Genomic DNA, 22,140 nt, shown 5'->3' with positions numbered 1-22,140 from the left:
TCATGGACATCGCGCGAGAAACCGTCGGCATGGTGGCCGAGGAAACGCTTGACCCCGCCGACTGGGCCGATGTGCAGGCCTTGTCGCACCGGGTCGTCGACGATGCCGTCGATTATCTGCGCGACGTGCGCGACCGCCCGGTGTGGCGGGAGATGCCGGCCGATGTGCGGGACTTCTTCAGCGCCCCGTTGCCGCGCTCGCCGGCACCGCTTGCCGCCGTCTACGGCGAGGTCTCGCGCACCGTGATGTCCTATCCCATGGGCAACATCCATCCGCGCTTCTGGTCCTGGTACATGGGGTCGAGCAACTTCACCGGCGCGATCGGCGATTTCCTGGCGGCGATCCAGGGCTCCAATCTCGGCGGCGGCAACCACGCCGCGGGGCTGATGGACAACCAGGTGGTGAACTGGTGCAAGCAGATGCTGGGCCTTCCGGCATCGGCCTCCGGCACGCTGGTCAGCGGCGGCTCGATGGCCAATATCATCGGGCTGACCGTGGCGCGCAACGCCAAGGCCGGCATCGATGTGCGCGAACACGGCGTCGCCGCCATCGAAAAACCGCTGCGCTTCTACGGCTCGGACCAGATCCATTCCTGCCATCGCAAGGCGATGGAAGCGCTTGGGCTCGGCAACCGGGCGCTGCGCCGGATCGCGACGGATGCCGGGCTGCGCATCGACATATCGGCCTTGCGCGCGGCGATCGCCGAGGACCGGGCAGCCGGCGTCACGCCGGCCTGCGTCATCGGCAATGCCGGTACGGTCAACACCGGCGCGATCGACGATCTCAGGGCGCTTGCCAAACTCGCGCACGAGGAAGGACTCTGGTTTCATGTCGATGGCTGTATTGGCGCGCTGATCGCGATAGCGCCGCAAAACGCCCACCGCGTCGCCGGCATCGAATGGGCCGATTCGATCGCGCTCGATCCGCACAAATGGCTGCACGCGCCGTTCGAGGTCGGCTGTGCCCTGGTCAGGGATGCCACAGCGCACCGCCGGACCTTCGCGGTGACGCCGGAATATCTGGAATCGACGCCGCGCGGCCTCGCATCCGGCGAATGGCTGCACGACTATGGCCTGCAGACCTCGCGCGGCTTTCGCGCGCTGAAAGTGTGGATGGCGCTGAAGGAGCATGGCATCGAAAAATTAGGCCGCCTGATCGACCAGAACATCGCGCAGGTCTCCTATCTGGCCAGGCTGATCGAGGCCGAGCCTTCGCTGGAACTGGCGGCAGCGCCGACCATCAACATCGTCTGCTTCCGCTACCAACCCGGTTTGGCGGGCGAAGCGCTGAAGGCGCTCAACACCGAGATCATGCTGCGGCTGCAGGAGCAAGGCATCGCGGCACTCTCCGACACCACCGTGCATGGCGAGCACTGGCTGCGTGTGGCGATCACCAATCATCGCACCCGCCGCGACGATCTCGATCTGCTGGTGCGTGAAGCGGTGAGGCTGGGGCGTGAGATCACTGCGGAGGGCCGCGTGTCTTCCTAGTTCCGGGCGGCCGTGCGAACCTGCCCGCGATGATTCGGGGGAGGTCGGCGGTGACGTTGTTTCGCATGGTTGCGCTGGCGGCACTGGTCCTGGCCAATTCGGCCGATGCCGCCGATATGGCCTTTTTCGTCAAGAACCTGCGCAAGGAGGCGGTCGCGGTCGAGCTGTTCAGCCGCGACCGTGAGACCGTCTGGCCGGGCAACGACAAGGTGTTCCTTGTTGATCCGGACTCGCAGAAATCAGTGCCGATCTCCTGCAACCAGGGCGAACGCATCTGCTATGGCGCCTGGGTCGATGGCAATGACAAGATTTCCGCCGGCGTCGGCCCAGACAACGACCAGCCCTGCGATACCTGCTGTTTCATCTGCGTGGAGCACGCGACCGAGACGATCGACCTGGTGCCGTGATCGGGGATCCCGTCCAGGCAGTCATTCCGGGCGTCAGTCTGGGAGGCCGGCCTTGTGGAAGCCCTCGATGAAATGCTCACGCGTCGCGTCGTCGCGGAACGGCTCGGTCATCACCCAGTGGCGGGTCGTGAAATGCGGGTTGCCGACGAGGAACAGCTCGACCTCCGCGCGCGCCTCGTCGAGCCGGCCAAGTTGCGCAAGGCTTGCCGCAAGGAAGCGGCGTGAGCTGGTGCGGTAGGTCTCGTCCCGGCGCAGCGTCTCGACGGCGGCAGCGTAGTCGCGCGCCGCATATTGCGCCTGGCCGAGCGTCAGATAGTACCAGCTTGCCGGAAACGGGTTCAGCCGGAACGCCTTGCGGATCTGCTGCAGGCCCTCCTCCACCCGCCCGGCGAGCGTCGTTATATCGGACAATATCGCCCAGGCATCGGCCTCGTTGGGGTCGAGTTCGAACGCCCTGGCGAATTCGGCATCCGACTCGGCGAAATCATGCTCATAGGCAAGCAAATTGCCGAGCACCCAGTGGCAGCCGGCATCGTTCGGATCGATCGCGACCGCCTTGCGCGCCAGGTCCAGGGCAATGCGGCGGTTAGGGTCGATCGGCTCGCCCCAGTGCACCCATCCCATCCAGTGGTTCATGGCGAGCCAGCGATAGGCCTCGGCGTAGTCGGGGTCGAGCGCAACCGCGCGCGTCAGCATCAGATGCGCTTCCCGTGCCGTCTGCGGCGAATCGTCGATCAGCTTGCGCGCCCGCACGCACAGATCGTAGGCATCGAGATTGGTGGGCCGGTTGCGTGGCGGCGGCGCGCGCAGCCGGCCGAGCAACGCCTCCACGATCTTGGCGGTCACCTCGTCCTGGACGGCGAAGATATCGTCCAGGCCGCGGTCGAAGCGTTCCGCCCAGAGATGGTCGCCGCTCGCCGCGTCGACCAGCTGTGCGTTGATGCGCACGCGCCCCGCGTCACGCCGCGCGCTGCCCTCCAGCAGGTAGCGGACGCCAAGTTCCCTGGCGATCTCGCGCACATCCATCGCCCTTCCCTTATAGGCAAAGGTCGAATTGCGCGCGATGACGAACAGGCCGGAGATCCTCGACAGGTCGGTGATCAGGTCTTCGGTCAAGCCGTCGCAGAAAGCGTCCTGCCCGGCATCGTTGCTGAAATTGACGAAGGGCAGCACCGCGATCGATGGTTTGTCAGGCAGCGGCAACGGTTTTCGCTTGGCGCCGGCGAGCTGTTCGACGGCTCCCGTGAAGCGGTAGCCGACGCGTGGAACGGTGGCGATCCATTCGCCGCCTCCTTCAGTAGCAATGCCGGGCGGACCGAGCAGCTTGCGCAATTGCGCGATCTGGACGGTGAGGTTGCCTTCCTCGACGGCCGTGCCCGGCCACGCCGCGTCCATGAGTTCGGCCTTCTCAAGGATTTCGCCGGCCCTTGCGACCAGCGCCGCGAGCAGCTTCAGCCCGCGATAACCGATGGCCACGGGGACGTCGTTCCGGAGCAGCGTTCCCGCACCGGCATCGAGCATGAACGGGCCAAAGGCAAAGCGCTCTCCCTGCATGGCGCATCTATAGAGCAATTCCAGGAAAAGTGCGAAGCGGTTTGCCCCGGAGAAGCGCATAGCGCTTTCCCTGGAGGAATTGCATGAAAACAAAGAGTTAGGCGCCGTTTGGAACTTTTGAGAACTATTTGGCGGGCCTTAATTACGGCGGCGTTCGCGTTCCGCAGAATGCAACCTCTTTCAGCTCGAGGGCTCCGGCCCCACGGAGGTTGTTATAAACCATATCCTTGTTTCGGTTCCGCCGGCAGTGCGGCAGCCCGCAAGTCCCAAGCAAGCGCCGCGTCGGCGCCTGGCGGTCTTGCGAAACACCATCGCGGCCTGGCGCGAGCGGACACGCTTTCGCTGGGACCTCAAGCGAATGTCGGAGGTCAGTCCACATCTGATCGACGACATCGGTTTGACGACGCCACAGGTAGAGGAAGAAATCGCCAAACTGCCCTTCTGGCAGCGATAAGGCGAAATGTCGCGATGATTTGGACGGGATTGCCGGCATCATCCCTTTAGTGCCCGCCCGCGTCATGTCATGATCCCCCGTCGGCCGTGGGGGCCGATTCTACATCGGGGGTTTTCATGTCTTTCACATCAGCGCGCCGGCTCGCCGCCGCGTTTTCGCTTGCCGTCCTGTTTGTATCGACCGCCCAAGCCGGCGACGTCACCTTCGCCGTCAAGAACAGCCACCCCAACGCCATGCGCCTCGAGCTCTACAGCCAGGACCGCGACTATGTCTGGCCGGGCGATGGCAAGGATTTCTATCTCGATGACGGCGAGACCAAGCAGCTGCCGATATCCTGCAATGAAGGCGAATCGATCTGCTACGGCGCCTGGGTTGACGGCGACGAAGGCACCTATTGGGGCGTCGGCCCCGGCAACAAGGAAAAATGCGAGGATTGCTGCTATACCTGCAGCGGCGGCGAGACCGAGGAGATCGATCTGGTCCCCTGACCGGTTTGCCAGCTTGACGGGTTTCCCGCTGGGGACCATAGCCAAACACCCAAGGCACGCCGCGTGCAATCAGGCGCGGTGTGCTCCAGGCACACAGGGAGCACGCCAATGGCCGGCATGGTCGAAAGCGACAAGATCGACGTCGGATTTTCCGGCAAACGCTGCATCCACTCGCGCAATTGCGTGCTCGGCGACCCAAATGTCTTCGTGCCCAACGCGCCGGGACAATGGATCCATCCCGAGGCGGCCAGCGTCGAAAAGATCGTCGCGCTGGCCGAGAATTGCCCCTCGGGCGCCATCACCTATATGCGCAAGGATGGCGGACCGCAGGAAAAACCGCCTGTGGTCAACACCGTGCGGTTGCGCGAAAACGGTCCGCTGGCGGTGCATGCCGAGATCGTGCTTGGCGACGAGACATTCTTCCGCGCCACGCTCTGCCGCTGCGGCGCCTCGCAGAACAAGCCGTTCTGCGACAACAGCCACATCAAGGCGGGCTTTGCCGCCACCGGCGAACCGGCGCTGAAGGACGCGCCCGCGCTGGAGGCCCGTGACGGCCCGCTGAAGGCGACGCCTACCACCAACGGCCCGCTCAAGCTCGAAGGCAATGTCGAGATCGTCACCGGCACCGGCCACACGGTCGATCGCACCACGAAGGTCTTCCTGTGCCGCTGCGGCCACTCGGCGAACAAACCGTTCTGCGATGGCAGTCATAAGAAGGTTGGGTTTGTCGGATAAGGCGGCGCGTCGACGCTGCCAATCTCCCCCCTCGTGGCGACGAGGAACCCCCACATACGTTGGCGGGACGGCGCACCGACTTTCCGGTGGGTTCACGACACCGTGGCCCATCTCACGCTGCTTTATCGGCCGGCCCGTTTCGGCTAAGGGCACGGGTGAAAAGAACGCCTCCCGTCCCGGATCCACCAAAGAATGACCGCCAAGACCAAGCCCGCCCCTCTCTTCCTCGGCATCGACACCGGCGGCACCTACACCGATGCCGTGCTGTGGTCCGAGACCGAAGGTCCGCAAGAGGGGCCGAACAAGGGCAAGGTGCTGGCCAAGGCCAAGGCGCTGACCACGCGGCATGATCTGGCCGTCGGCATTTCGGGTGCCGTCGACGCGGTGCTGGAAAAGGCGGCCACCGATCCGGCTGACATCAAGCTGGTCTCGATGTCGACGACGCTCGCCACCAACGCGCTGGTCGAGGGGCAGGGCGGCCGGGTGGCGCTGGTCATGATCGGCTTTTCCGAGGCCGATCTTGCCCGTGATGGGCTGAAGACGGCACTCGGCACCGACCCGGTGGTGTTTTGTCCGGGCGGCCATGATGTGCACGGCAACGCGGCAAAACTCGTCCTGTCCGGGCTGGAGGCGATGCTGCCGGAACTCGGCGCGTCGGTTTCCGGTTTCGCCGTCTGCGCCTATTTCGCCACCCGCAATCCCGCGCATGAGATCGCCGCCCGCGAGCTGATCCGCGACAGGACCGGCCTGCCGGTCACATCAAGCCACGAATTGTCGGCCAAGCTCGGCGGGCCACGCCGTGCGCTCACCACACTGCTCAATGCCAGACTGATCTCGATGATCGACCGGCTGGTGGCGGCGACCGAGGAGTTCCTTCAGGCGCGCAACATTGCCGCTCCCCTGATGGTGGTGCGCGGCGATGGGGCGCTGGTTTCGGCGGAGTTTGCCCGCCAGCGGCCGATCGAGACGATCCTCTCCGGCCCTGCCGCCAGCCTGGTCGGCGCCCGCCACATGACCGGGCTCGACAACGCGGTGGTCTCCGACATTGGCGGCACCACCACCGACGTCGCCGTGCTCGACGGCGGCCGGCCGCGGCTCGATCCCGAAGGCGCTACCGTCGGCGGCTTCCGCACCATGGTCGAGGCGGTGGCCATGCGCACTTTCGGCCTAGGCGGCGATTCCGAAGTGACGCTGGAGGACGGCGCGCTCAATCCGAAGATCCTGCTCGGGCCGCGCCGCCTGGTGCCGCTGGCGCTGGCCGGCATGGCGCATGGCGAGGCGGTGACGGCGGAACTCGAACGCCAGTTGCGCGCCCCCAACACCGGCCGCATGGACGGCCGCTTCGCGGTCCGCACCGGCGTGCCGGACCGGCTCGCCGCGGGGCTGACCGCACCGGAGGCGAAGCTCTACGAGGCGATTGGCGCGACGCCGCTTGCCCTCGACAGGCTGCTGACGTCGAACGCCCAGAACGCCACGCTGAACCGGCTGGTCTCGCGCGGGCTGGTGCATATCTCAGGCTTCACGCCGTCGGATGCCGCGCATGTGCTCGGCAAGCAGGCGAACTGGGATGCCGCCGCCGCCCGCTTAGGCGCCGAACTGTTCGCCCGCAGGCGCGATGGCCGTGGCCAGGCGATCGCGGCCTCCCCGGAAGCGATCTCGGAACGAGTGCTGGTGACGCTGACGCGCTGGTCGGCCGAATATATCCTGGAAACCGCCTTTGCCGAGGACGGGCTCGATGGCGCGGCGACCGTGGCGCACGCGCTGGTCCAGCGTGCCGTCGACGCCCACCCCGGCATCGCCCGCCTCAGCGTCGCGCTCGACCGTCCGGTCATCGGGCTCGGCGCTTCGGCCCCCCTGCACTATGCCGGCCTGGCGCCGTTGGTCGGCAATGAGTGCGTGGTGCCCCGGGATACCGATGTCGCCAACGCGCTTGGTGCCGTCGTCGGCCAGGTCAGGGTCTCGGCCGAGGCGCGCGTCAGCCAGCCCAAAGAAGGCCTGTTCCGGCTTGCCTCGGGTGAAACCGTGCGCGATTTCCTCGACGAGGCGGCGGCGATAGCAGCCGCCGAGGCGGATGTCCGCGCCATTGTCGCCCAGCGGGCCCTTGATGCCGGCACCGACAGCGCCGAGATCGACGTGGCAACGGAGTTCCGGGTCTCGACTGTCGAAGCGCAGCGCATGTTCATCGAAGCGCATGTCGTGGCGGTGGCTTCCGGCAGGCCAAGGATCGCGGTTTGAGGAAGAAGAGCGATCTCCCCCCTCGTTGGGGAGATGGCCGGCAGGCCAGAGGGGGGCGCTGTCCCGCCAGCATCTCCGTTCTCCCTTCGCTCCTATATTCTGGTTGGGATGAAGTCCCACGGCAAAAGTGGGCAACGTCGGCGATCCTTCGCGCCCCCCTCTGCCCTGCCGGGCATCTCCCCCACGAGGGGGTAGGTTGGCCAACCGCCCAAAATGCCCCACCTTCACCCTAAGCTGAATTGACCCCGCAACCCCAAACATGCCAAACGCCCCGCAAAGCCTTTCATCTGGAGTAGCCTGATGACCGATCGCATCGAGATCGCCGGATTGCGCATTGCCCGCGAGCTGCATGACTTCGTCGTCGACGAAGCGTTGCCCGGCACCGGCATCGAGGCGGCGCGCTTCTGGGACGGATTTTCGGCCATCGTCCATGATTTGGCGCCCAAGAACCGGGCGCTGCTGGCAAAACGCGATGCCATGCAGGAAAAGCTCGACGGCTGGTATCGCGACAATGGCGCGCCAATCGACATGGACGCCTACAAGGCGTTCCTGAAGGAGATCGGCTATCTCGTTCCGGAAGGGCCGGCCTTCAGCGTCTCGACCGCCAATGTCGACCCGGAAATCGCCGTCGTCGCCGGGCCGCAGCTTGTCGTGCCGGTGATGAACGCGCGCTATGCGCTGAATGCCGCCAATGCGCGCTGGGGCTCGCTCTATGACGCGCTCTACGGCACCGACGCCATTCCCGAAACCGATGGCGCGCAGAAGGGCAAGGGGTTCAACCCGGCGCGCGGCGCCAAGGTGATCGCCTGGGCCAAGGATTTTCTCGACCAGTCGGTGCCGCTCACCTCTGGCAAATGGGCAGGGGTTAACGGCCTGTCGGTGGCCAACGGCGCGTTGCGGCTCGGCGAAGGCGCCGGCTCCACCACGCTCGCCGACCCGAAACAGTTCGTTGGCTATCGCGGCGATGCCGCCAATCCGCAAGCCGTGCTCCTGGTGAAAAACGGACTGCATGTCGAGATCCTGATCGACCGCGCCAACCAGATCGGCCGCACCGATCCGGCTGGCATCGCCGACGTCATCCTGGAATCGGCACTGACGACCATCCAGGACTGCGAGGATTCGGTCGCGGCGGTGGATGCTGAGGACAAGGTCGTCGTCTACCGCAACTGGCTCGGCCTGATGAAGGGCGATCTGGCGGAAGAGATCACCAAGGGCGGCAGGAGCTTTACCCGCAAGCTCAACCCCGACCGCGTCTACACCATCCCCGCCGGCGGCACGCTGGCCGTGCCCGGCCGCTCGCTGATGCTGGTGCGCAATGTCGGCCACCTCATGACCAATCCGGCGATCCTGGACCGCGACGGCAACGAGGTACCGGAAGGCATCGTGGACGCGGCGATGACGGCCCTGATCGCGCTTCACGACGTTGGGCCGAAGGGGCGGCGGATGAACTCCCGCGCCGGCTCGATGTATGTGGTGAAGCCGAAGATGCACGGGCCGGAGGAAGTCGCCTTCGCCGTCGAGATCTTCGACCGCGTCGAAGCCCTGCTCGGCATGGCCCCAAACACCATCAAGATGGGTATCATGGACGAGGAGCGGCGCACGACGATCAACCTCAAGGAGGCGATCCGCGCCGCCAGGGAGCGCGTGGTGTTCATCAACACCGGCTTCCTCGATCGCACCGGCGACGAGATCCACACCTCGATGGAAGCCGGCCCGATGATCCGCAAGGGCGACATGAAGCAAGCCGCCTGGATCTCCGCCTACGAGACCTGGAATGTCGACACCGGTCTCGAATGCGGGCTGGCCGGCCATGCCCAGATCGGCAAGGGCATGTGGGCGATGCCGGATTTGATGGCGGCCATGCTGGTCGAGAAGATCGCGCACCCCAAGGCCGGCGCCAACACCGCCTGGGTGCCGTCGCCGACGGCGGCGACGCTGCACGCCACGCACTATCACAAGGTCGATGTCCACGCCGTCCAGGCGGCGCTGAAGAGCCGGCCAAAGGCGAAACTCGACGACATCCTCTCGGTACCGGTGGCCGTGCGGCCCAACTGGACGCCCGACGAAATCCAGCGCGAGCTCGACAACAACGCGCAAGGCATTCTGGGCTATGTCGTGCGCTGGATCGACCAGGGCGTCGGCTGCTCCAAGGTTCCCGACATCAACGACGTCGGCCTGATGGAAGACCGCGCCACGCTGCGCATCTCCTCGCAGCACATCGCCAACTGGCTTCGCCACAAGGTCTGCTCGGAAATCCAGGTCAGGGATTCGCTGCAGCGCATGGCCGCGATCGTCGATCTGCAGAATGTCGGCGATCCGCTCTACCGGCCGATGGCGCCGGACTTCGACAGCTCGATCGCCTTCCAGGCCGCCTGCGACCTTGTGTTCAAGGGAACAAGCCAGCCAAATGGTTACACCGAGCCCGTACTGCATAAGCGGCGGCTGGAGCTGAAGGCGCGGGAGAGCGCCTGAGCCTGCGGCGTCTCATCGAGCTGGTTCCGGCGAGGGCTGCGGCCATGACCTGAAGGGTCACTTTTGCCGCTTTGTCCTGAATTGGATCAATGAGCAGGGCCGCCGGCCGCCGTCACTTCAAACTCCCCGCTTGACCATCTCTCCGCCGGCGAGGTCGGCAGGTCCAGGTGCCGAGGCGGGATGCCGGCCTCCGGGCGAACTCTACGCCGCCTGCGCCATGCGCTCCGAACTCATGCGGTAGGAAATCGCTTCGGCCAGATGGATGCGGCCGACAGCCTCGCTGGCGTCGAGATCGGCGAGCGTGCGCGCGACTTTCAGCACGCGATGGTAGGCCCGTGCGGAAAAGGCGAGTTTTTCGCTGGCGTCCTTGAGCAGCGACAGGCCGGCGGCGTCCGGCATGGCGATCGCTTCGATGACGGCGGGAGAGCAATGCGCGTTGGTGGTGGCGCTGCTGACGCCGAGCCGTTCGAAGCGCTCGCGCTGGAGGGTGCGCGCGCGGCCGACGCGCAGCGCCACATCGGCGCTCTTTTCCGCCCGGTCGGGCCGGATCAGGTCGCTGGCCGAGACCGCCGGCACTTCAATGCGAAGATCGATGCGGTCGAGCAGCGGGCCTGAGATGCGCGCCTGATAGTCGGTGCGGCAGCGCTCGCCGCGCAGGCAGCGATAGCCGGGTTCCCCGGCCATGCCGCAGCGGCACGGGTTCATCGCCGCCACCAGCTGGATGCGTGCCGGATAAGTGACGCGGTGGTTGGCGCGCGCGATCATGCAGTCGCCGGTCTCAAGCGGCTGGCGCAGCGCATCGAGCGTCTGCGGCGTGAATTCGGGGAACTCGTCGAGGAACAGCACGCCGTGATGGGCGAGCGACACTTCGCCCGGCCGCGCGCGTATGCCGCCGCCCACCATAGCCGCCATCGAGGCCGAATGGTGCGGGGCGCGGAATGGCCGCCGGTCGGTCAGCTTGCCTTCGCCGAGCTCGCCCGCCACCGAGGCGATCATCGAGACTTCGAGCAATTCCTTCGGCGCCAGCGGCGGCAGGATCGAGGGAAGACGCTGCGCCAGCATCGATTTTCCCGAGCCCGGAGGACCGATCATCAAGAGATTGTGGCCGCCCGCGGCCGCCAGTTCCAGCGCCCGCTTCGCCGTCTCCTGGCCCTTGATGTCGGCAAGGTCGGGCAGGTCGCGTGCCGAGGCGTGGATGCCGGCCTCCGGGCGCGACAGCACCTGCGTACCGCGGAAATGGTTGGCTATGGCAATCAGGCTGCGCGGCGCCAGAATGTCGAATTCCCGCCCCGCCCAGGCCGCTTCCGGCCCACAGGCGAACGGGCAGATCAGGCCCTTGCCCTCGGCATTGGCGCCGATCGCCGCCGGCAGCGCACCGGCAACCGCCGTGATCGTCCCGTCAAGCGACAGTTCGCCGAGCACGACATAGCCGGCCAGCATGTCGCCCGGAATGGCGCCGAGGGCCGCCATCAGGCCGAGTGCGATCGGCAGATCGTAATGGCTGCCTTCCTTGGGCAAATCCGCGGGCGCCAAATTGATCGTTACTTTTTTCGACGGCATCGACAGGCCGGAAGCATGAAGGGCCGCCTGGACCCGCTCGCGGCTCTCGGCCACCGCCTTGTCCGGCAGGCCGACGATGTGCATGTTGACCTTGCCGGGTGCGATCATCACCTGCACGTCGACCGGCACGGCCTCGATGCCCTGGAAAGCGACCGTACGAACCCGCGCCACCATATTCTGCCCCCGATGCCCGGCTCGCCCCCAGCCCTTGTGAACAATCCACGAGCGACGTCAGCTCAAGACAACCACAGATTTCAGGCTTAGGCAAGAACAATACAAGAACAAAGGCAAACGGGTGCATACGGCATCGGGCGCGTTCTCGGCGCTGGCCGACGCATGGGTTGCGACCAAGGGCGGCGCCACCGGTGTGCTCTCCGTCACCACGGTCCAGACTTTCGCCTCGACCTGGCTCGCCGTGCGCCTTGGAGCATTCCAGCTGATGCATCCGGACCTTGCCGTGAAAGTCGATACATCGTCCCGGCTGGCCGATTTTGGGCGACGGCATGGATATCGGCATTCGCACCGGCACCGGGAAATGGCCGGGCCTGGGAGCCCACTACCTGTTCAAGGCAGACTACACGCCGATGCTCAGCCCAAGGCTGGTGCGGAGCGTGGGAGGCATCCGCCACCCGCAGGATCTCTACAAGCTGCCACTATGCTGTTCGAGCGATCCCTGGTGGAAGATCTGGTTCGAGGCAGCCGGTGCCCGCTTCGAGCCGGATCGCATCATAGCCGGTCCGGAGCTCGGCACACAGGCCTATGACGCGATGGCGGCGCTGACGGACCAGGGTGTCGCCATCCTCACCCGCAATCTCTACTCCTCATTGCTGACGACAGGACAGCTGATCCAGCCGTTCGAGGCGCTGGGGTCCGACGGCGACGGCTATTGGCTCGTGCATTCCGAAGGCCGCCGCAACACCCCGAAGATCCGGCTGTTCAGGGACTGGGTACTGGCCGAGACCGCTGATGTCAGGGCGCGCGAACAGCGCGGGGCCTGAAGAGTCCTCGGTCAAATCAGGAACATCGGGGGAACCCGGTAGCCGCACAGGTTGCGCCCCGGTTGTACCCGGCTGCAAAAGCGGAACATGGTTAACACAAAGTGGAAACGGATTATGCCCGTTTCGCTTCCACCGCGTCCCAGAACAGGCTGGCGATGTCGGCGCCGCCGAAGCGTTGCACTTCACGCACGCCGGTCGGCGAGGTGACATTGATCTCGGTCATGTAGTCGCCGATGACGTCGATGCCGACCAGGATGAAGCCGCGCTCTTTCAGCGACGGTCCGATGCGGGCGCAGATTTCGCGCTCACGTTCGGTCAACTCGGTCTTCTCCGCGCGGCCGCCGACATGCATGTTGGAGCGGGAATCGTGCTCGGCCGGCACCCGGTTGATGGCGCCGACCGGCTCGCCGTCGATCAGGATGATGCGTTTGTCACCCTTGCGTACATCCTTCAGGTAGCGCTGCACGATATAGGGCTCGCGAAACAGCTGGCCGAACATTTCGAGCAGCGAGGCGAGGTTGCGGTCGGCTTCCAAGAGATGGAAGATGCCGGCGCCGCCATTGCCGTAGAGCGGCTTGACGATGATGTCGCCGAACTCCTTGCGGAAGGCGGCCACCTCAAGCGGATCCTTGGTGATCAGCGTGTCCGGCATCAGGTCGGGAAACTCGGTGACGAAGATCTTTTCCGGGCTGTTGCGCACCCAGGCCGGGTCGTTGACGACCAGCGTCTTCGGATGGATGCGCTCGAGGATATGGGTCGTGGTGATGTAGTTCATGTCGAAGGGCGGGTCCTGGCGCAGCAGGATGACGTCCATCTCCGACAGGTCGGTGCGCACCTTTTCGCCCAGCGAATAGTGGCTGCCCTTCTCATCGCGCACCTGCATCTCCTCGATGCGGGCAAACACCTTGCCGTCGCGCAGCGACAACCGGTCTGGGGTGTAGTGGAACAATTGATGGCCGCGCCGCTGCGCTTCCAGCGACAGCGCGAACGAGGTGTCGCCGGCGATCGACACGGTGGAGACATGGTCCATCTGGACGGCGATTTTCAGCTTCATGGTGGATCCCCAACGCAGTCAACGCATGCGATATAAGGGTCGCGGCGCCTTCTGCCAATCGGGCCACGCCGCTAACGGTCGAAGACCAGCCGCGAGTAACCCACGAAGGACAGCGTCATGGCCACCAGCGAAGCGATGGCAAGCGCGCCCAATGGTGGCGCTGCCGACAGCACCAGCAGGATGGCCGAGTAGACGGCATAGTTGACGATGCTGGTGGCGACGCCGACGCCGCCATAGCGGGCGCCTTCCTGTGTCAATCCCCTGCTCGACGGCGAGAAGGTCAGATGCCGGTTGATCTGCCATGTGACGCAGAGCGCAAAGCCGATCGAGAGCATGCGGCTGACGAAGGGCCCGAGCGGCGTGACGGCGAGCAGCAGCCAGAGTGCCGCCGCGTCGGCGACGAAACCGATGCCGCCTGCGACGACAAAGCGGACGACGCGTTGCATCGTTCAGGCCGCGCGCGAGGCCTTGCCCCGTTCCGGCTTCTGAACCACATCGCCCGTGCGGCGCTCGACACGGCCCGAAGGCATGGAGAGATAGAAGATCCGCTTCTGTTCGGCGCGCCCACGCGAGACCGAATCAAGAATCAGTCCGGTCACCGCCGCCAGCATGGACAGAAGCAGCAGCCCGACCGACAGCACCCATGTCGGCATGCGCGGAACGAGACCGGTTTCGGCGAATTCGACCAGCACCGGCGCCATCAGGAACAGGCTTGAGGCCAGGAAGAACAGCGAAAAGGCGCCGAAGAAGCGCAGCGGCTGCGTCTCCTTCATCAGCATGGCGAACATCCACAGGATCCTGGCGCCGTCGCGGAAGGTCGACAGTTTCGACGACGAGCCTTCCGGCCGGCGTCCGTAGTCGAGCGCGATTTCGCTGACCGGCAATTTGAGCTGCGAGGCGTGCACCGACATTTCGGTCTCGATCTCGAAGCCGCCGGACACGGCGGGAAAGCTCTTGACGAAACGCCTGGTGAAGACGCGGTAGCCGGAGAAGATGTCGGTGAAATCGTCGCCGAACAGCCATTTGTAGAGGCTGTTGAAGACACGGTTGCCAAAGGCATGGCCGGCGCGGCCGGCATCGTCGTTGACGCCTCGCCTGGTGCCCACCACCATGTCGCAACGTTCGGTCAAGAGCGTGTTGATCAGTTGCGGCGCGTCTTCGGGCGCGTAGGTGCCGTCGCCATCGGCCATCAGATAGATGTCGGCGTCGATGTCGGCGAACATGCGCCGCACCACATTGCCCTTGCCCTGGCGCGGCTCGCGAACCACGATGGCGCCGGCCGCGCGGGCGCGCAGGGCGGTCAGATCCTTCGAATTGTTGTCGTAGACATAGATGGTTGCCGCAGGCAGCGTCTCGCGGAACCGCCGTACCACCTCGGCGATGGTCAGCTCCTCATTGTAGCAAGGCAGGAGCACGGCGATGGTGGGTTCACGGCTGATGTCTTGGGGCATTTTCGTCTCCGAATGCCTTGTCGACCATGCGGCCGCGCTCCGGAAACCGGCCGCGTTCAGGCGGTTTTACTATTTATTGAAGCCGTTAAGGCTAGGTTTAAGACCGACTTCACGAGTGTCGATTGGCCTGGAAAGGCCCGGCATTCACGCCAAGGGCGATCGGGATGGGTACGGCAAGGGGAACTTCCACCTGGAAGTCCGATATCGCATTTGCGTTGTTTGCAGCCTTGCTGCTGCTGGCGCTCGAGGCCCAGCAGGGATTCCCGCAACTGGCCAATCCGGCGGGCGACAATGACAGCCTGCTGCAATTGGTCGAAGTCCGCGACCTGCTGGCGGGCCAGGGCTGGTTCGACCTGCACCAGTACAGGATGGGTCTCGAAGGCGGCTTCGTCATGCACTGGTCGCGGCTGCTCGACGCGCCGCTGGCACTGAGCATCCTTGCCGTTTCGGCCCTGACGGGCAGCACCGCCTTGGCCGAACAAATCGTGCAAATACTTTGGCCCGCGCTGCAGTTCTGGCTCGCGATCTTCTTCATCGTCCGCGCCGCGCGCGCTTTCGCCGGCCCGCACGCGGTGCTGCCCGCCGCCGTCGTCGGCGGGGCGGCCTTGTATTACATCGGGATTTTTTCTCCCGGCGCGCTCGATCATCACAATGTCCAACTGATGCTGACGCTGGCGAGCCTCGCCTTGCTGCTCGAGGCGCCAACGCATCGGCCGGCTGCTCTCGTCGCGGGCCTCTGCGCCACGCTGACCTTGGCCATCGGCATGGAAAGCGCGCCCTATGCCGGATCCCTCGGCGCCGTCGTCGCGCTGCTGTTTCTCGGCAATCGGGAGGGTGAAAGGCTAATCGCCAGGGATTTCGGCCTCGGCGTCGCCGGCGCCTCGGCTCTCGTCTTCGCCGCAACCATCCCCGTGTCGTCCTGGGGCCAGGCCCAATGCGACACGTTCTCGGTCGTGCAGTTCGCCGTCACCGGGCTTGCCGGCGCCGGTCTGGCAATCATTGCTTCATGGAAGGCCGCCAACGCGACGGCCGCCCGGCGCCTGATGTCGCTTGGCCTGCTGGCCGTCGCTCTCGCTCTCGTCGTGGGGCTCCTGTTTCCGCAATGCCTGGCGGCCCCCTATGCTCATCTCGATCCGCGCCTGCAGCAAATGTGGCTCGGCTATATCGAGGAGGCGCAGTCGATCGTCCAGCTTGTCGCCGACGATCCGGCAAGGGCGGTGGCGCGCTTTGCCACGCCATTGGTGGCGATCGTTCTGATGGCGCTCCGCTTCAGCCATGGCGGCTGGCGGCGGCAGGACAGCCTCGTCACCGCGCTGCTGGTGGTGGCGCTTCTGGTCAGTGCCTGGGAAGTGCGCGGCTCGACCTTCTCCATCGTCTTCGCGGTGATCCCGCTTTCGGCCTGGATCGCCAAATGGCGGCAGCGGGCAGAAGCCAGCCCGTCCAGTGGTTCCGTGCTCAGGATGGCCGTGGCCTGGCTGATCTCGGTCAACGCGATCTGGTCGGGCGCAGCTCAAGTGGCATCGAGCGCCTTCGCAGCTGCTGCTCCCGCCAGGGACGCCGGCATCGATGCGCCCTGCAACAGCAAGGCTTCGTTCGCCGCGCTTGGCGCGATGGCCCCCACCGCGGTGCTTGCCATCTCCAATCTTGGCTCGCCGATCCTCGCCTTTACCGGTCATCGCGTGTTCGCCGGACCCTACCATCGCAACGTCGCCGGTAACCTGCTCGTGTTCGACGCCTTGCTGGGCTCGGCCACCGACGCGAAAGCCGTCGTCGAAAGCCACCATATCGGCCTTGTCGCGCTCTGCCGCGGCAACCCGGAAAGCCGGCTGTTCGCGGCCAGGGCGCCGGACGGTTTTCTGGCCGGTCTGATGCGCGGCAACGTGCCGGAATGGCTGGAGCCGGTGGCGGAGACCAGGGGCAGCCCCCTGGAACTCTACCGCGTCCGGCTCGGCGGCTGATCCGACCGGCAGCCGCTACTCCTTCCGACATAGGATCATGCCGCCGTGATGCAGCACGCCGTCGACGAACGTGCCATCGGCGGTGAATCCGGTATCGTCCCAATAGTCGATGTGATTGCCCCCGAACTTCGTAACGCCCCCGATACGCGCTTTCCCGGATCCCACGCGCTTCGTCGTAGCGGCCGTTTGGAAGCAGCTTGTGACGGACATGGCCATCGGCTGTCACCCACATGCCGGCATATGGCTTTGCGCTGGTTGAGCCATGATTTTCCGGTCGGTGTTCTGGTGCCCATCCTGGAGACCTACTGCCCACGCTTTGCCGGCTTCTTTCTTTATTATCCAGGCCGTCGCAACATGGCGCCGAAGCTGCGCGCACTTGTCGATCACCTGCAGCGCTTCAGATAGCGTCACGGGATCGTTCGCGAGTCTCGAAAAATCGATTCAAGCGATACGTTTCCTAAAGGGTTTACTGCCAGTCTCGAAATAAATTCCGACGACAAAAGCAGGGACGAGCAGGGACACCGATGCAAACTCAGTTTGGCACCGGTCAGGCAAACAGGGAAAGCACGGATATGGCGTTCACCGATCCGTTGACCGGGCTTGGCAATCATCGCCGTTTCTTCGACAAGGTCGACCGCCTGATCAGCGACCGCGCCGACGATCCCGCGCCCTTCACCGTCGGCATTCTCGACCTTGACGGCTTCAAGCCGATCAACGACCTGTTCGGCCACAAGGCAGGCGACGACATCCTGATTCAGGTCGCGATGCGGCTGCGCGCCTCCATGGACGGCCATTCGACGGTCTGCCGCATCGGCGCCGACGAATTCGCCTTCCTCTATCCCCTGGTATTCTCGGAGGAGGCGGCGGCGGAAAAATCCCGCATGCTGATCGAGATCCTGTCGGCGCCCTATGATGTCGGCGAACGCACCGCCAGACTTTCTGCCTCTGTCGGCTGCTCGCTGTTCTATTCCGGCGACGAGACCACCGAAATCCTCATCAACAAGGCCGAAACGGCGCTTTACCATGCCAAGCGCTCCGGCCGTGGTCGCGTCGTCGTCTACACCCGCGAGATGGAAGAGGCCGCCAAGCGCGTCACCCGCATCGAGCAGGCGCTGCGCCGCGCCGTCTCCGCCGGCGAGGTGGAGCCGCATTTCCAGCCGATCGTCGACCTCACCACGCGCCGCACCATCGGCTTCGAGACGCTGGCGCGCTGGACCGACCGCGACCTCGGCGCGGTGCCGCCGACCGTCTTCATTCCGATCGCCGAGGAGCGCGGCATCATCGGCCCGCTGTCGCAGCTGGTGCTGCGCAAGGCGACCGAAGCCGCCAAAAGCTGGCCGAAGGACCTGTTCCTGTCCTTCAACCTGTCGCCCTCGCAGCTCGTCGACCAGAACACCGGCCTGCACATACTGGCGATCCTCGACCGCACCGGGTTCGATCCGCGCCGGCTGGAGATCGAGATCACCGAGACCGGCCTGATGAACGACCCTGCCTCGGCCGCGCAGATCGTCGAGGATCTGCGCCGTGTCGGCATCCGCATCTCGCTCGACGATTTCGGCACCGGCCAGTCCTCGCTCGGCCGCCTGCGCGAGTTTCATTTCGACAAGCTCAAGATCGACCGCGCCTTCGTCTCCTCCATTCTCGACGACCGGCCGTCGGAACACATCATCCGCGCCATTCTCGCCATGTGCGAAGGGCTCGCCATGGACGTGGTTGCCGAAGGCATCGAAGAGGAGGCGCAGGCCGACCGGCTGGTCCAGTTCGGTTGCGCCGGCGGGCAGGGCTATCTCTTCGGCAAGCCGGCCGATGCCGACGCCACATTGGGCTACCTCCGCGATTCCTTTCGTGGCGCCTTGCGCGCCAAGGCGATCTGAGCGGCGAAATTCGGCGCTGCCGGCCATGCGGCGATGCCGCCTGGCGGTCTCGCGCCATCGCCATCGCCTTTTTGTCCGACATAAGGCCGAAATAGCGTCTTTTCGCCCTTGCCCGCCGGACGTGTCTGGCTAGGATGCGCGCCGGTTGACCCGGGAGACGAAAATTATGATGCCATCGGCGCGTTTTGCCGACCTCGAAGGCGCTTCGGTGCTGATCACCGGCGGCGGCTCCGGCATCGGCGCGGCGTTGACCGAAGGGTTCATGCGCCAGGGCGCCAAGGTCGCCTTCCTCGACATCGCCGACGCGCCGAGCACCGCGCTCGCCGGTCGCATCGAGAAGGAGCTCGGCCACCGACCGCTCTACCTCAAGACCGATCTGCGCGACGTCGAGGCACTGCGCGCCTCTGCGGCAAGGGCCGCCGACGCGCATGGCGACGTCACCGTGCTGGTCAACAATGCCGCCTGGGACGAACGCCATGCCGTCGAGGACGTTACCGTCGATTTCTGGGACAACAACCTCGCCATCAACCTGCGACCGCATTTCTTCACCGCGCAGGCCGTGGCACCAGGCATGAAGCGGGCCGGCGGCGGCTCGATCATCAATTTCACCTCGACCTCCTACCTGATCAACCATCCAGACATGCCGGCCTATACCGCCGCCAAGGCGGGCATACTCGGCCTCACCAAGGGGTTGGCCGGCAAGCTTGGTCCCGACCGCATCCGCGTCAACGCCGTCGCGCCCGGCTGGGTGATCACCGAGCGGCAGCAGGAGCGCTGGGTGACGGAAGAGGCACTTGCCGCCCATGTCGCCAAGCAATGCATCAGGGACGTCATGCGGCCGGACGACATGGTCGGCACGGTGCTGTTCCTGGCCTCAGATGCCTCGCGCATGCTGACCGCGCAAATGCTGATCGTCGATGGAGGCTTCCTGTGAGCCCAGGGTTTGCCAGCAACGTTCCGGCAGTCGCCGCACTCGATTGGGGCACGACCCGGCTTCGGGCCTGGCTGATCGACGGCGGCGGCAAGGTGCTTGCCGAACGTCGCGGCGACGATGGCCTGATCACCGCGCGCGAAAAGGGCTTCGCCAACGTCCTGGAGGGCCATCTGGCAGCGATGGGCGCGCCGGAGGCATTGCCCGTCATCATCTGCGGCATGGCCGGTTCCCGCCAGGGCTGGCTGGAGGCGCCCTATGTCAGCGTGCCGTCGCCGCTCGGCGCCATTCTTGGCGGCGCCGCCCGGGTGCCAGATCAGAAACGCGACATCCGCATCGTCCCCGGCCTTGCCCAGCGCCTGGCCGACGCGCCCGACGTCATGCGCGGCGAGGAGACGCAGCTTGCCGGCGCTGGCCTGCCTGCCAGAGGCCGCGAACTGGTCTGCATGCCCGGCACCCATTCGAAATGGGTGCTGGTCGAGGACGGCGCCGTCGCCGGCTTCGGCACCTGGCCGACGGGCGAGCTGTTTTCCGTGCTTGCCGCGCACTCGATCCTGCGCCATTCGCTGGGCGAACATCCCAGCCCGGTTGCTCCCGACAATCCGTTCTTCCGCCGCTGGTGCGAAACAGCACTGGGCGAGGGTGGTGATGTCACCTCGCGGCTGTTTGCCATCCGCGCTGCCGGCCTGCTCCAGGATCTCCAGGCCGATGATGCCGCCGCTTGCCTGTCCGGCTTGCTGATCGGCGGCGAGATCGCTTCTGCCCGGCGCCGGCATGGCGCCGGCGCGACATCGGTCGTGCTGATTGCCTCGGGCGCGTTGGCCGGGCTCTACCAGGCCGCCCTTAGCCTTGCCGGGCTTGGTGTGCGGACAGTCGATGCGGACGAGGCTGTACGCGCCGGCCTGATCGAGGCCGCGCGGGAGAATGGCATGATTGCCAGAAGTGGAGCCGCCATATGAGCCAGACCGCACCCTTTCCAAAACTCAAGCGCGGCCTGGTCGCTATCCTGCGCGGCCTCAAGCCGGCCGAAGCGATAGCCATGGGCCAGGCGCTGTTCGACGCCGGCATCGAGGCCATAGAGGTGCCGCTGAACTCGCCCGAACCGTTCTCGTCGATCGCCAGGATTGTCGAAGTGCTGCCGAAAACCGCCCTGGTCGGCGCCGGCACGGTGCTTACGGGGGCCGACGTCGACAATCTTCACCAGGCCGGCGGCCGGCTGCTGGTCAGCCCCAACATCGATGCCGAGGTCATGGGCCGTGCCAGGGCATACGGCATGGTCACCATGCCCGGCGTGTTTACCCCCACGGAAGCCTTCCAGGCGATCCGGCTCGGCGCCTCGGCGCTGAAATTCTTTCCCGCCAGCGTGCTCGGCGCATCAGGCATTTCCGCGATCCGGGCCGTGCTGCCGGCGCAGACGCTGGTCGGCGCGGTCGGCGGCGTTTCGGACAAGGACTTTGCCGGTTACAAGGCGGTTGGTGTGACGGTCTTCGGGCTTGGCTCCAGCCTGTTCAAGCCAGGCATGAGCGTCGATGACGTGGCGGCGCGCGCTCACGCCGCCGTCGCTGCCTGGGACGTAGCATTCGGAGACGCATGATGAACAAGGTTTCGGTTTTTTCCGATCATGTCTGCGAGCTCGGCGAAGGGCCAAGCTACGATCCCGCCACCGACGCGCTGTTCTGGTTCGATATCGTCAACGGCCAGCTCCTGGAAAAGCTCGTGGCCGGTGGTGCGCTGAAGATCCATGAGCTTGGCCAGATGGCGAGCGCCATCGCCATCATCGATGACAAGCGCCAGCTGATCGCCACCGAGACCGGCCTCTTCGTCCGCGATGTCGCGACCGGCCAGATGACGCTGCATACGCCTGTCGAGGCGGACAACCCCCTTACCCGGTCCAACGATTCCCGTGTCCATCCCTGCGGCGCCTTATGGATGGGGACGATGGGCAAGAGCGAGGCAAAGGGCGCCGGTGCGATCTACTGGTTCTTCAGGGGTGAACTGCGCAAGCTGTTCTCCGGCATCACCGTGTCGAACTCGATTTGTTTCTCCGGGGATGGCGCGCTCGCCTATTACACCGACACCTCGACCGGCCTGCTGATGCGCGTCGCCTGCGATCCGGCGAGCGGCCTGCCCTCTGGAGAACCAAAAGTGTTCGTCGATCACCGCTCGTCCAAGGGCTATGTCGACGGATCGGTCGTCGACCGCGACGGCGTGCTGTGGAACGCCGTCTGGGGCGGCAAGGCGGTCAAGGCCTATTCGCCCGACGGAACATTGCTGCGCGAAGTTGCGATGCCGGTGACGCAGCCCTCGTGCCCGGCCTTTGTCGGCAGGAACGCCGACCGGCTGGCGGTGACGTCGGCGTGGAAAGGCAAGGACGACAAGCAGCGCCAGCTCGATCCGCAGGCAGGCATGACGTTCGTCCTCGATATTCCCGTCAACGGCCGCTTCGAACCGCGCGTGCTGATCGCCTGAACAGGCCGGG

Annotated in this window: 19 protein-coding genes and 2 pseudogenes; 15 read left to right on the top strand and 6 right to left on the bottom strand. The window is 65.5% G+C overall.

What is annotated here, in order from left to right; genetic code table 11:
* Positions 1 to 2: 2 nt before the first annotated feature.
* Positions 3 to 1,490 (top strand): aspartate aminotransferase family protein, encoded by a 1,488-nt coding sequence (locus FJ960_RS17575; protein WP_140715641.1) that lies wholly within the window; start codon positions 3 to 5, stop codon positions 1,488 to 1,490.
* Between the two features lie 50 nt (positions 1,491 to 1,540).
* Positions 1,541 to 1,897 carry a hypothetical protein gene (locus tag FJ960_RS17570; RefSeq protein WP_140506991.1) on the top strand — a complete coding sequence of 119 codons (357 nt, stop codon included), beginning with the start codon at positions 1,541 to 1,543 and terminating at the stop codon, positions 1,895 to 1,897.
* Positions 1,898 to 1,930: 33 nt separating this feature from the next.
* On the opposite strand, the gene FJ960_RS17565 is transcribed toward FJ960_RS17570, so the two are convergent.
* Positions 1,931 to 3,451 carry a winged helix-turn-helix domain-containing protein gene (locus tag FJ960_RS17565; RefSeq protein ID WP_140715792.1) on the bottom strand — a complete coding sequence of 507 codons (1,521 nt, stop codon included), beginning with the start codon at positions 3,449 to 3,451 and terminating at the stop codon, positions 1,931 to 1,933.
* Positions 3,452 to 3,698: 247 nt separating this feature from the next.
* Here FJ960_RS17565 and FJ960_RS29910 point away from each other — a divergent pair, with 247 nt between their 5' ends.
* The 5 genes from FJ960_RS29910 to FJ960_RS17540 all read left to right on the top strand — a co-directional run bounded on the left by FJ960_RS29910 (position 3,699) and on the right by FJ960_RS17540 (position 9,835).
* Positions 3,699 to 3,905, top strand: coding sequence for a DUF1127 domain-containing protein (locus tag FJ960_RS29910; RefSeq protein ID WP_246672865.1), 207 nt, complete (start codon positions 3,699 to 3,701; stop codon positions 3,903 to 3,905).
* 116 nt (positions 3,906 to 4,021) lie between these two features.
* The gene (locus tag FJ960_RS17555; protein WP_140715639.1) at positions 4,022 to 4,393 is read left to right on the top strand and encodes a hypothetical protein; all 372 of its coding nucleotides are present in this window, start codon (positions 4,022 to 4,024) and stop codon (positions 4,391 to 4,393) included.
* Positions 4,394 to 4,501: 108 nt separating this feature from the next.
* Complete coding sequence (locus FJ960_RS17550; RefSeq protein ID WP_140506984.1) at positions 4,502 to 5,128, top strand: CDGSH iron-sulfur domain-containing protein; 627 nt, start codon at positions 4,502 to 4,504, stop codon at positions 5,126 to 5,128.
* A gap of 192 nt (positions 5,129 to 5,320) precedes the next feature.
* Entirely contained in the window at positions 5,321 to 7,363 is a 2,043-nt protein-coding gene (locus FJ960_RS17545) for a hydantoinase/oxoprolinase family protein (protein ID WP_140715637.1), read from the top strand.
* 300 nt (positions 7,364 to 7,663) lie between these two features.
* Positions 7,664 to 9,835 (top strand): malate synthase G, encoded by a 2,172-nt coding sequence (locus tag FJ960_RS17540; RefSeq protein ID WP_140715635.1) that lies wholly within the window; start codon positions 7,664 to 7,666, stop codon positions 9,833 to 9,835.
* A 201-nt stretch (positions 9,836 to 10,036) separates the two neighbouring features.
* Here the strand turns inward: FJ960_RS17540 and FJ960_RS17535 are convergent, their stop codons facing one another.
* The gene (locus FJ960_RS17535; RefSeq protein ID WP_140506979.1) at positions 10,037 to 11,569 is read right to left on the bottom strand and encodes a YifB family Mg chelatase-like AAA ATPase; all 1,533 of its coding nucleotides are present in this window, start codon (positions 11,567 to 11,569) and stop codon (positions 10,037 to 10,039) included.
* Positions 11,570 to 11,898: 329 nt separating this feature from the next.
* Between FJ960_RS17535 and FJ960_RS17530 the strand changes: the two genes are divergently transcribed.
* Positions 11,899 to 12,393 carry a LysR substrate-binding domain-containing protein gene (locus tag FJ960_RS17530; RefSeq protein ID WP_246672864.1) on the top strand — a complete coding sequence of 165 codons (495 nt, stop codon included), beginning with the start codon at positions 11,899 to 11,901 and terminating at the stop codon, positions 12,391 to 12,393.
* Positions 12,394 to 12,505: 112 nt separating this feature from the next.
* Here FJ960_RS17530 and gshB read toward each other — a convergent pair whose 3' ends face one another.
* The 3 genes from gshB to FJ960_RS17515 all read right to left on the bottom strand — a co-directional run bounded on the left by gshB (position 12,506) and on the right by FJ960_RS17515 (position 14,898).
* Complete coding sequence (gshB, locus tag FJ960_RS17525; RefSeq protein ID WP_140715633.1) at positions 12,506 to 13,447, bottom strand: glutathione synthase; 942 nt, start codon at positions 13,445 to 13,447, stop codon at positions 12,506 to 12,508.
* 71 nt (positions 13,448 to 13,518) lie between these two features.
* Positions 13,519 to 13,893, bottom strand: a complete 375-nt coding sequence (locus FJ960_RS17520) for a GtrA family protein (RefSeq protein WP_140715631.1) — start codon at positions 13,891 to 13,893, stop codon at positions 13,519 to 13,521.
* 3 nt (positions 13,894 to 13,896) lie between these two features.
* Positions 13,897 to 14,898, bottom strand: a complete 1,002-nt coding sequence (locus tag FJ960_RS17515; RefSeq protein ID WP_140715629.1) for a glycosyltransferase — start codon at positions 14,896 to 14,898, stop codon at positions 13,897 to 13,899.
* Between the two features lie 122 nt (positions 14,899 to 15,020).
* On the opposite strand from FJ960_RS17515, the gene FJ960_RS17510 reads away from it, so the two are divergent.
* Positions 15,021 to 16,856 carry a GtrA family protein gene (locus tag FJ960_RS17510; RefSeq protein ID WP_246672863.1) on the top strand — a complete coding sequence of 612 codons (1,836 nt, stop codon included), beginning with the start codon at positions 15,021 to 15,023 and terminating at the stop codon, positions 16,854 to 16,856.
* A 15-nt stretch (positions 16,857 to 16,871) separates the two neighbouring features.
* Here the strand turns inward: FJ960_RS17510 and FJ960_RS17505 are convergent.
* Positions 16,872 to 17,100: pseudogene (locus tag FJ960_RS17505) on the bottom strand (Atu4866 domain-containing protein); the annotation flags it as partial.
* Positions 17,101 to 17,132: 32 nt separating this feature from the next.
* Here FJ960_RS17505 and FJ960_RS17500 point away from each other — a divergent pair.
* From FJ960_RS17500 to FJ960_RS17475, 6 genes and pseudogenes are all read left to right on the top strand, one after another.
* A pseudogene (locus FJ960_RS17500) lies at positions 17,133 to 17,261 on the top strand (LysR family transcriptional regulator); the annotation flags it as partial.
* Between the two features lie 119 nt (positions 17,262 to 17,380).
* Entirely contained in the window at positions 17,381 to 18,730 is a 1,350-nt protein-coding gene (locus tag FJ960_RS17495; protein ID WP_140715625.1) for an EAL domain-containing protein, read from the top strand.
* Between the two features lie 166 nt (positions 18,731 to 18,896).
* Positions 18,897 to 19,664, top strand: coding sequence for an SDR family oxidoreductase (locus tag FJ960_RS17490; protein ID WP_140506969.1), 768 nt, complete (start codon positions 18,897 to 18,899; stop codon positions 19,662 to 19,664).
* Entirely contained in the window at positions 19,661 to 20,620 is a 960-nt protein-coding gene (locus FJ960_RS17485; RefSeq protein ID WP_140715588.1) for a 2-dehydro-3-deoxygalactonokinase, read from the top strand. The genes FJ960_RS17490 and FJ960_RS17485 overlap by 4 nt, the downstream gene beginning before the upstream one ends.
* Positions 20,617 to 21,255, top strand: coding sequence for a 2-dehydro-3-deoxy-6-phosphogalactonate aldolase (locus FJ960_RS17480; RefSeq protein ID WP_140715585.1), 639 nt, complete (start codon positions 20,617 to 20,619; stop codon positions 21,253 to 21,255). The genes FJ960_RS17485 and FJ960_RS17480 overlap by 4 nt, the downstream gene beginning before the upstream one ends.
* Complete coding sequence (locus tag FJ960_RS17475) at positions 21,255 to 22,130, top strand: SMP-30/gluconolactonase/LRE family protein (RefSeq protein WP_140715583.1); 876 nt, start codon at positions 21,255 to 21,257, stop codon at positions 22,128 to 22,130. The genes FJ960_RS17480 and FJ960_RS17475 overlap by 1 nt, the downstream gene beginning before the upstream one ends.
* The last annotated feature ends 10 nt before the right edge of the window (positions 22,131 to 22,140 follow it).

This window comes from Mesorhizobium sp. B2-3-11 (genome assembly GCF_006442215.1).
Classification (GTDB): domain Bacteria; phylum Pseudomonadota; class Alphaproteobacteria; order Rhizobiales; family Rhizobiaceae; genus Mesorhizobium; species Mesorhizobium salmacidum.
Note: the sequence above shows the minus strand (reverse complement) of the source record. Positions and strands in the feature narration are given on the sequence as shown.

What these genes read in the sequence shown, in the direction of transcription:
- FJ960_RS17575 (WP_140715641.1), top strand. Translation starts at nt 3, where the DNA reads ATGGACATCGCGCGAGAAACCGTCGGCATGGTGGCCGAGGAAACGCTT.
- FJ960_RS17565 (WP_140715792.1), bottom strand. Translation starts at nt 3,451, where the DNA reads ATGCAGGGAGAGCGCTTTGCCTTTGGCCCGTTCATGCTCGATGCCGGT.
- FJ960_RS17555 (WP_140715639.1), top strand. Translation starts at nt 4,022, where the DNA reads ATGTCTTTCACATCAGCGCGCCGGCTCGCCGCCGCGTTTTCGCTTGCC.
- FJ960_RS17550 (WP_140506984.1), top strand. Translation starts at nt 4,502, where the DNA reads ATGGCCGGCATGGTCGAAAGCGACAAGATCGACGTCGGATTTTCCGGC.
- FJ960_RS17545 (WP_140715637.1), top strand. Translation starts at nt 5,321, where the DNA reads ATGACCGCCAAGACCAAGCCCGCCCCTCTCTTCCTCGGCATCGACACC.
- FJ960_RS17540 (WP_140715635.1), top strand. Translation starts at nt 7,664, where the DNA reads ATGACCGATCGCATCGAGATCGCCGGATTGCGCATTGCCCGCGAGCTG.
- FJ960_RS17535 (WP_140506979.1), bottom strand. Translation starts at nt 11,569, where the DNA reads ATGGTGGCGCGGGTTCGTACGGTCGCTTTCCAGGGCATCGAGGCCGTG.
- FJ960_RS17530 (WP_246672864.1), top strand. Translation starts at nt 11,899, where the DNA reads ATGGATATCGGCATTCGCACCGGCACCGGGAAATGGCCGGGCCTGGGA.
- gshB (WP_140715633.1), bottom strand. Translation starts at nt 13,447, where the DNA reads ATGAAGCTGAAAATCGCCGTCCAGATGGACCATGTCTCCACCGTGTCG.
- FJ960_RS17520 (WP_140715631.1), bottom strand. Translation starts at nt 13,893, where the DNA reads ATGCAACGCGTCGTCCGCTTTGTCGTCGCAGGCGGCATCGGTTTCGTC.
- FJ960_RS17515 (WP_140715629.1), bottom strand. Translation starts at nt 14,898, where the DNA reads ATGCCCCAAGACATCAGCCGTGAACCCACCATCGCCGTGCTCCTGCCT.
- FJ960_RS17495 (WP_140715625.1), top strand. Translation starts at nt 17,381, where the DNA reads ATGCAAACTCAGTTTGGCACCGGTCAGGCAAACAGGGAAAGCACGGAT.
- FJ960_RS17490 (WP_140506969.1), top strand. Translation starts at nt 18,897, where the DNA reads ATGATGCCATCGGCGCGTTTTGCCGACCTCGAAGGCGCTTCGGTGCTG.
- FJ960_RS17480 (WP_140715585.1), top strand. Translation starts at nt 20,617, where the DNA reads ATGAGCCAGACCGCACCCTTTCCAAAACTCAAGCGCGGCCTGGTCGCT.
- FJ960_RS17475 (WP_140715583.1), top strand. Translation starts at nt 21,255, where the DNA reads ATGAACAAGGTTTCGGTTTTTTCCGATCATGTCTGCGAGCTCGGCGAA.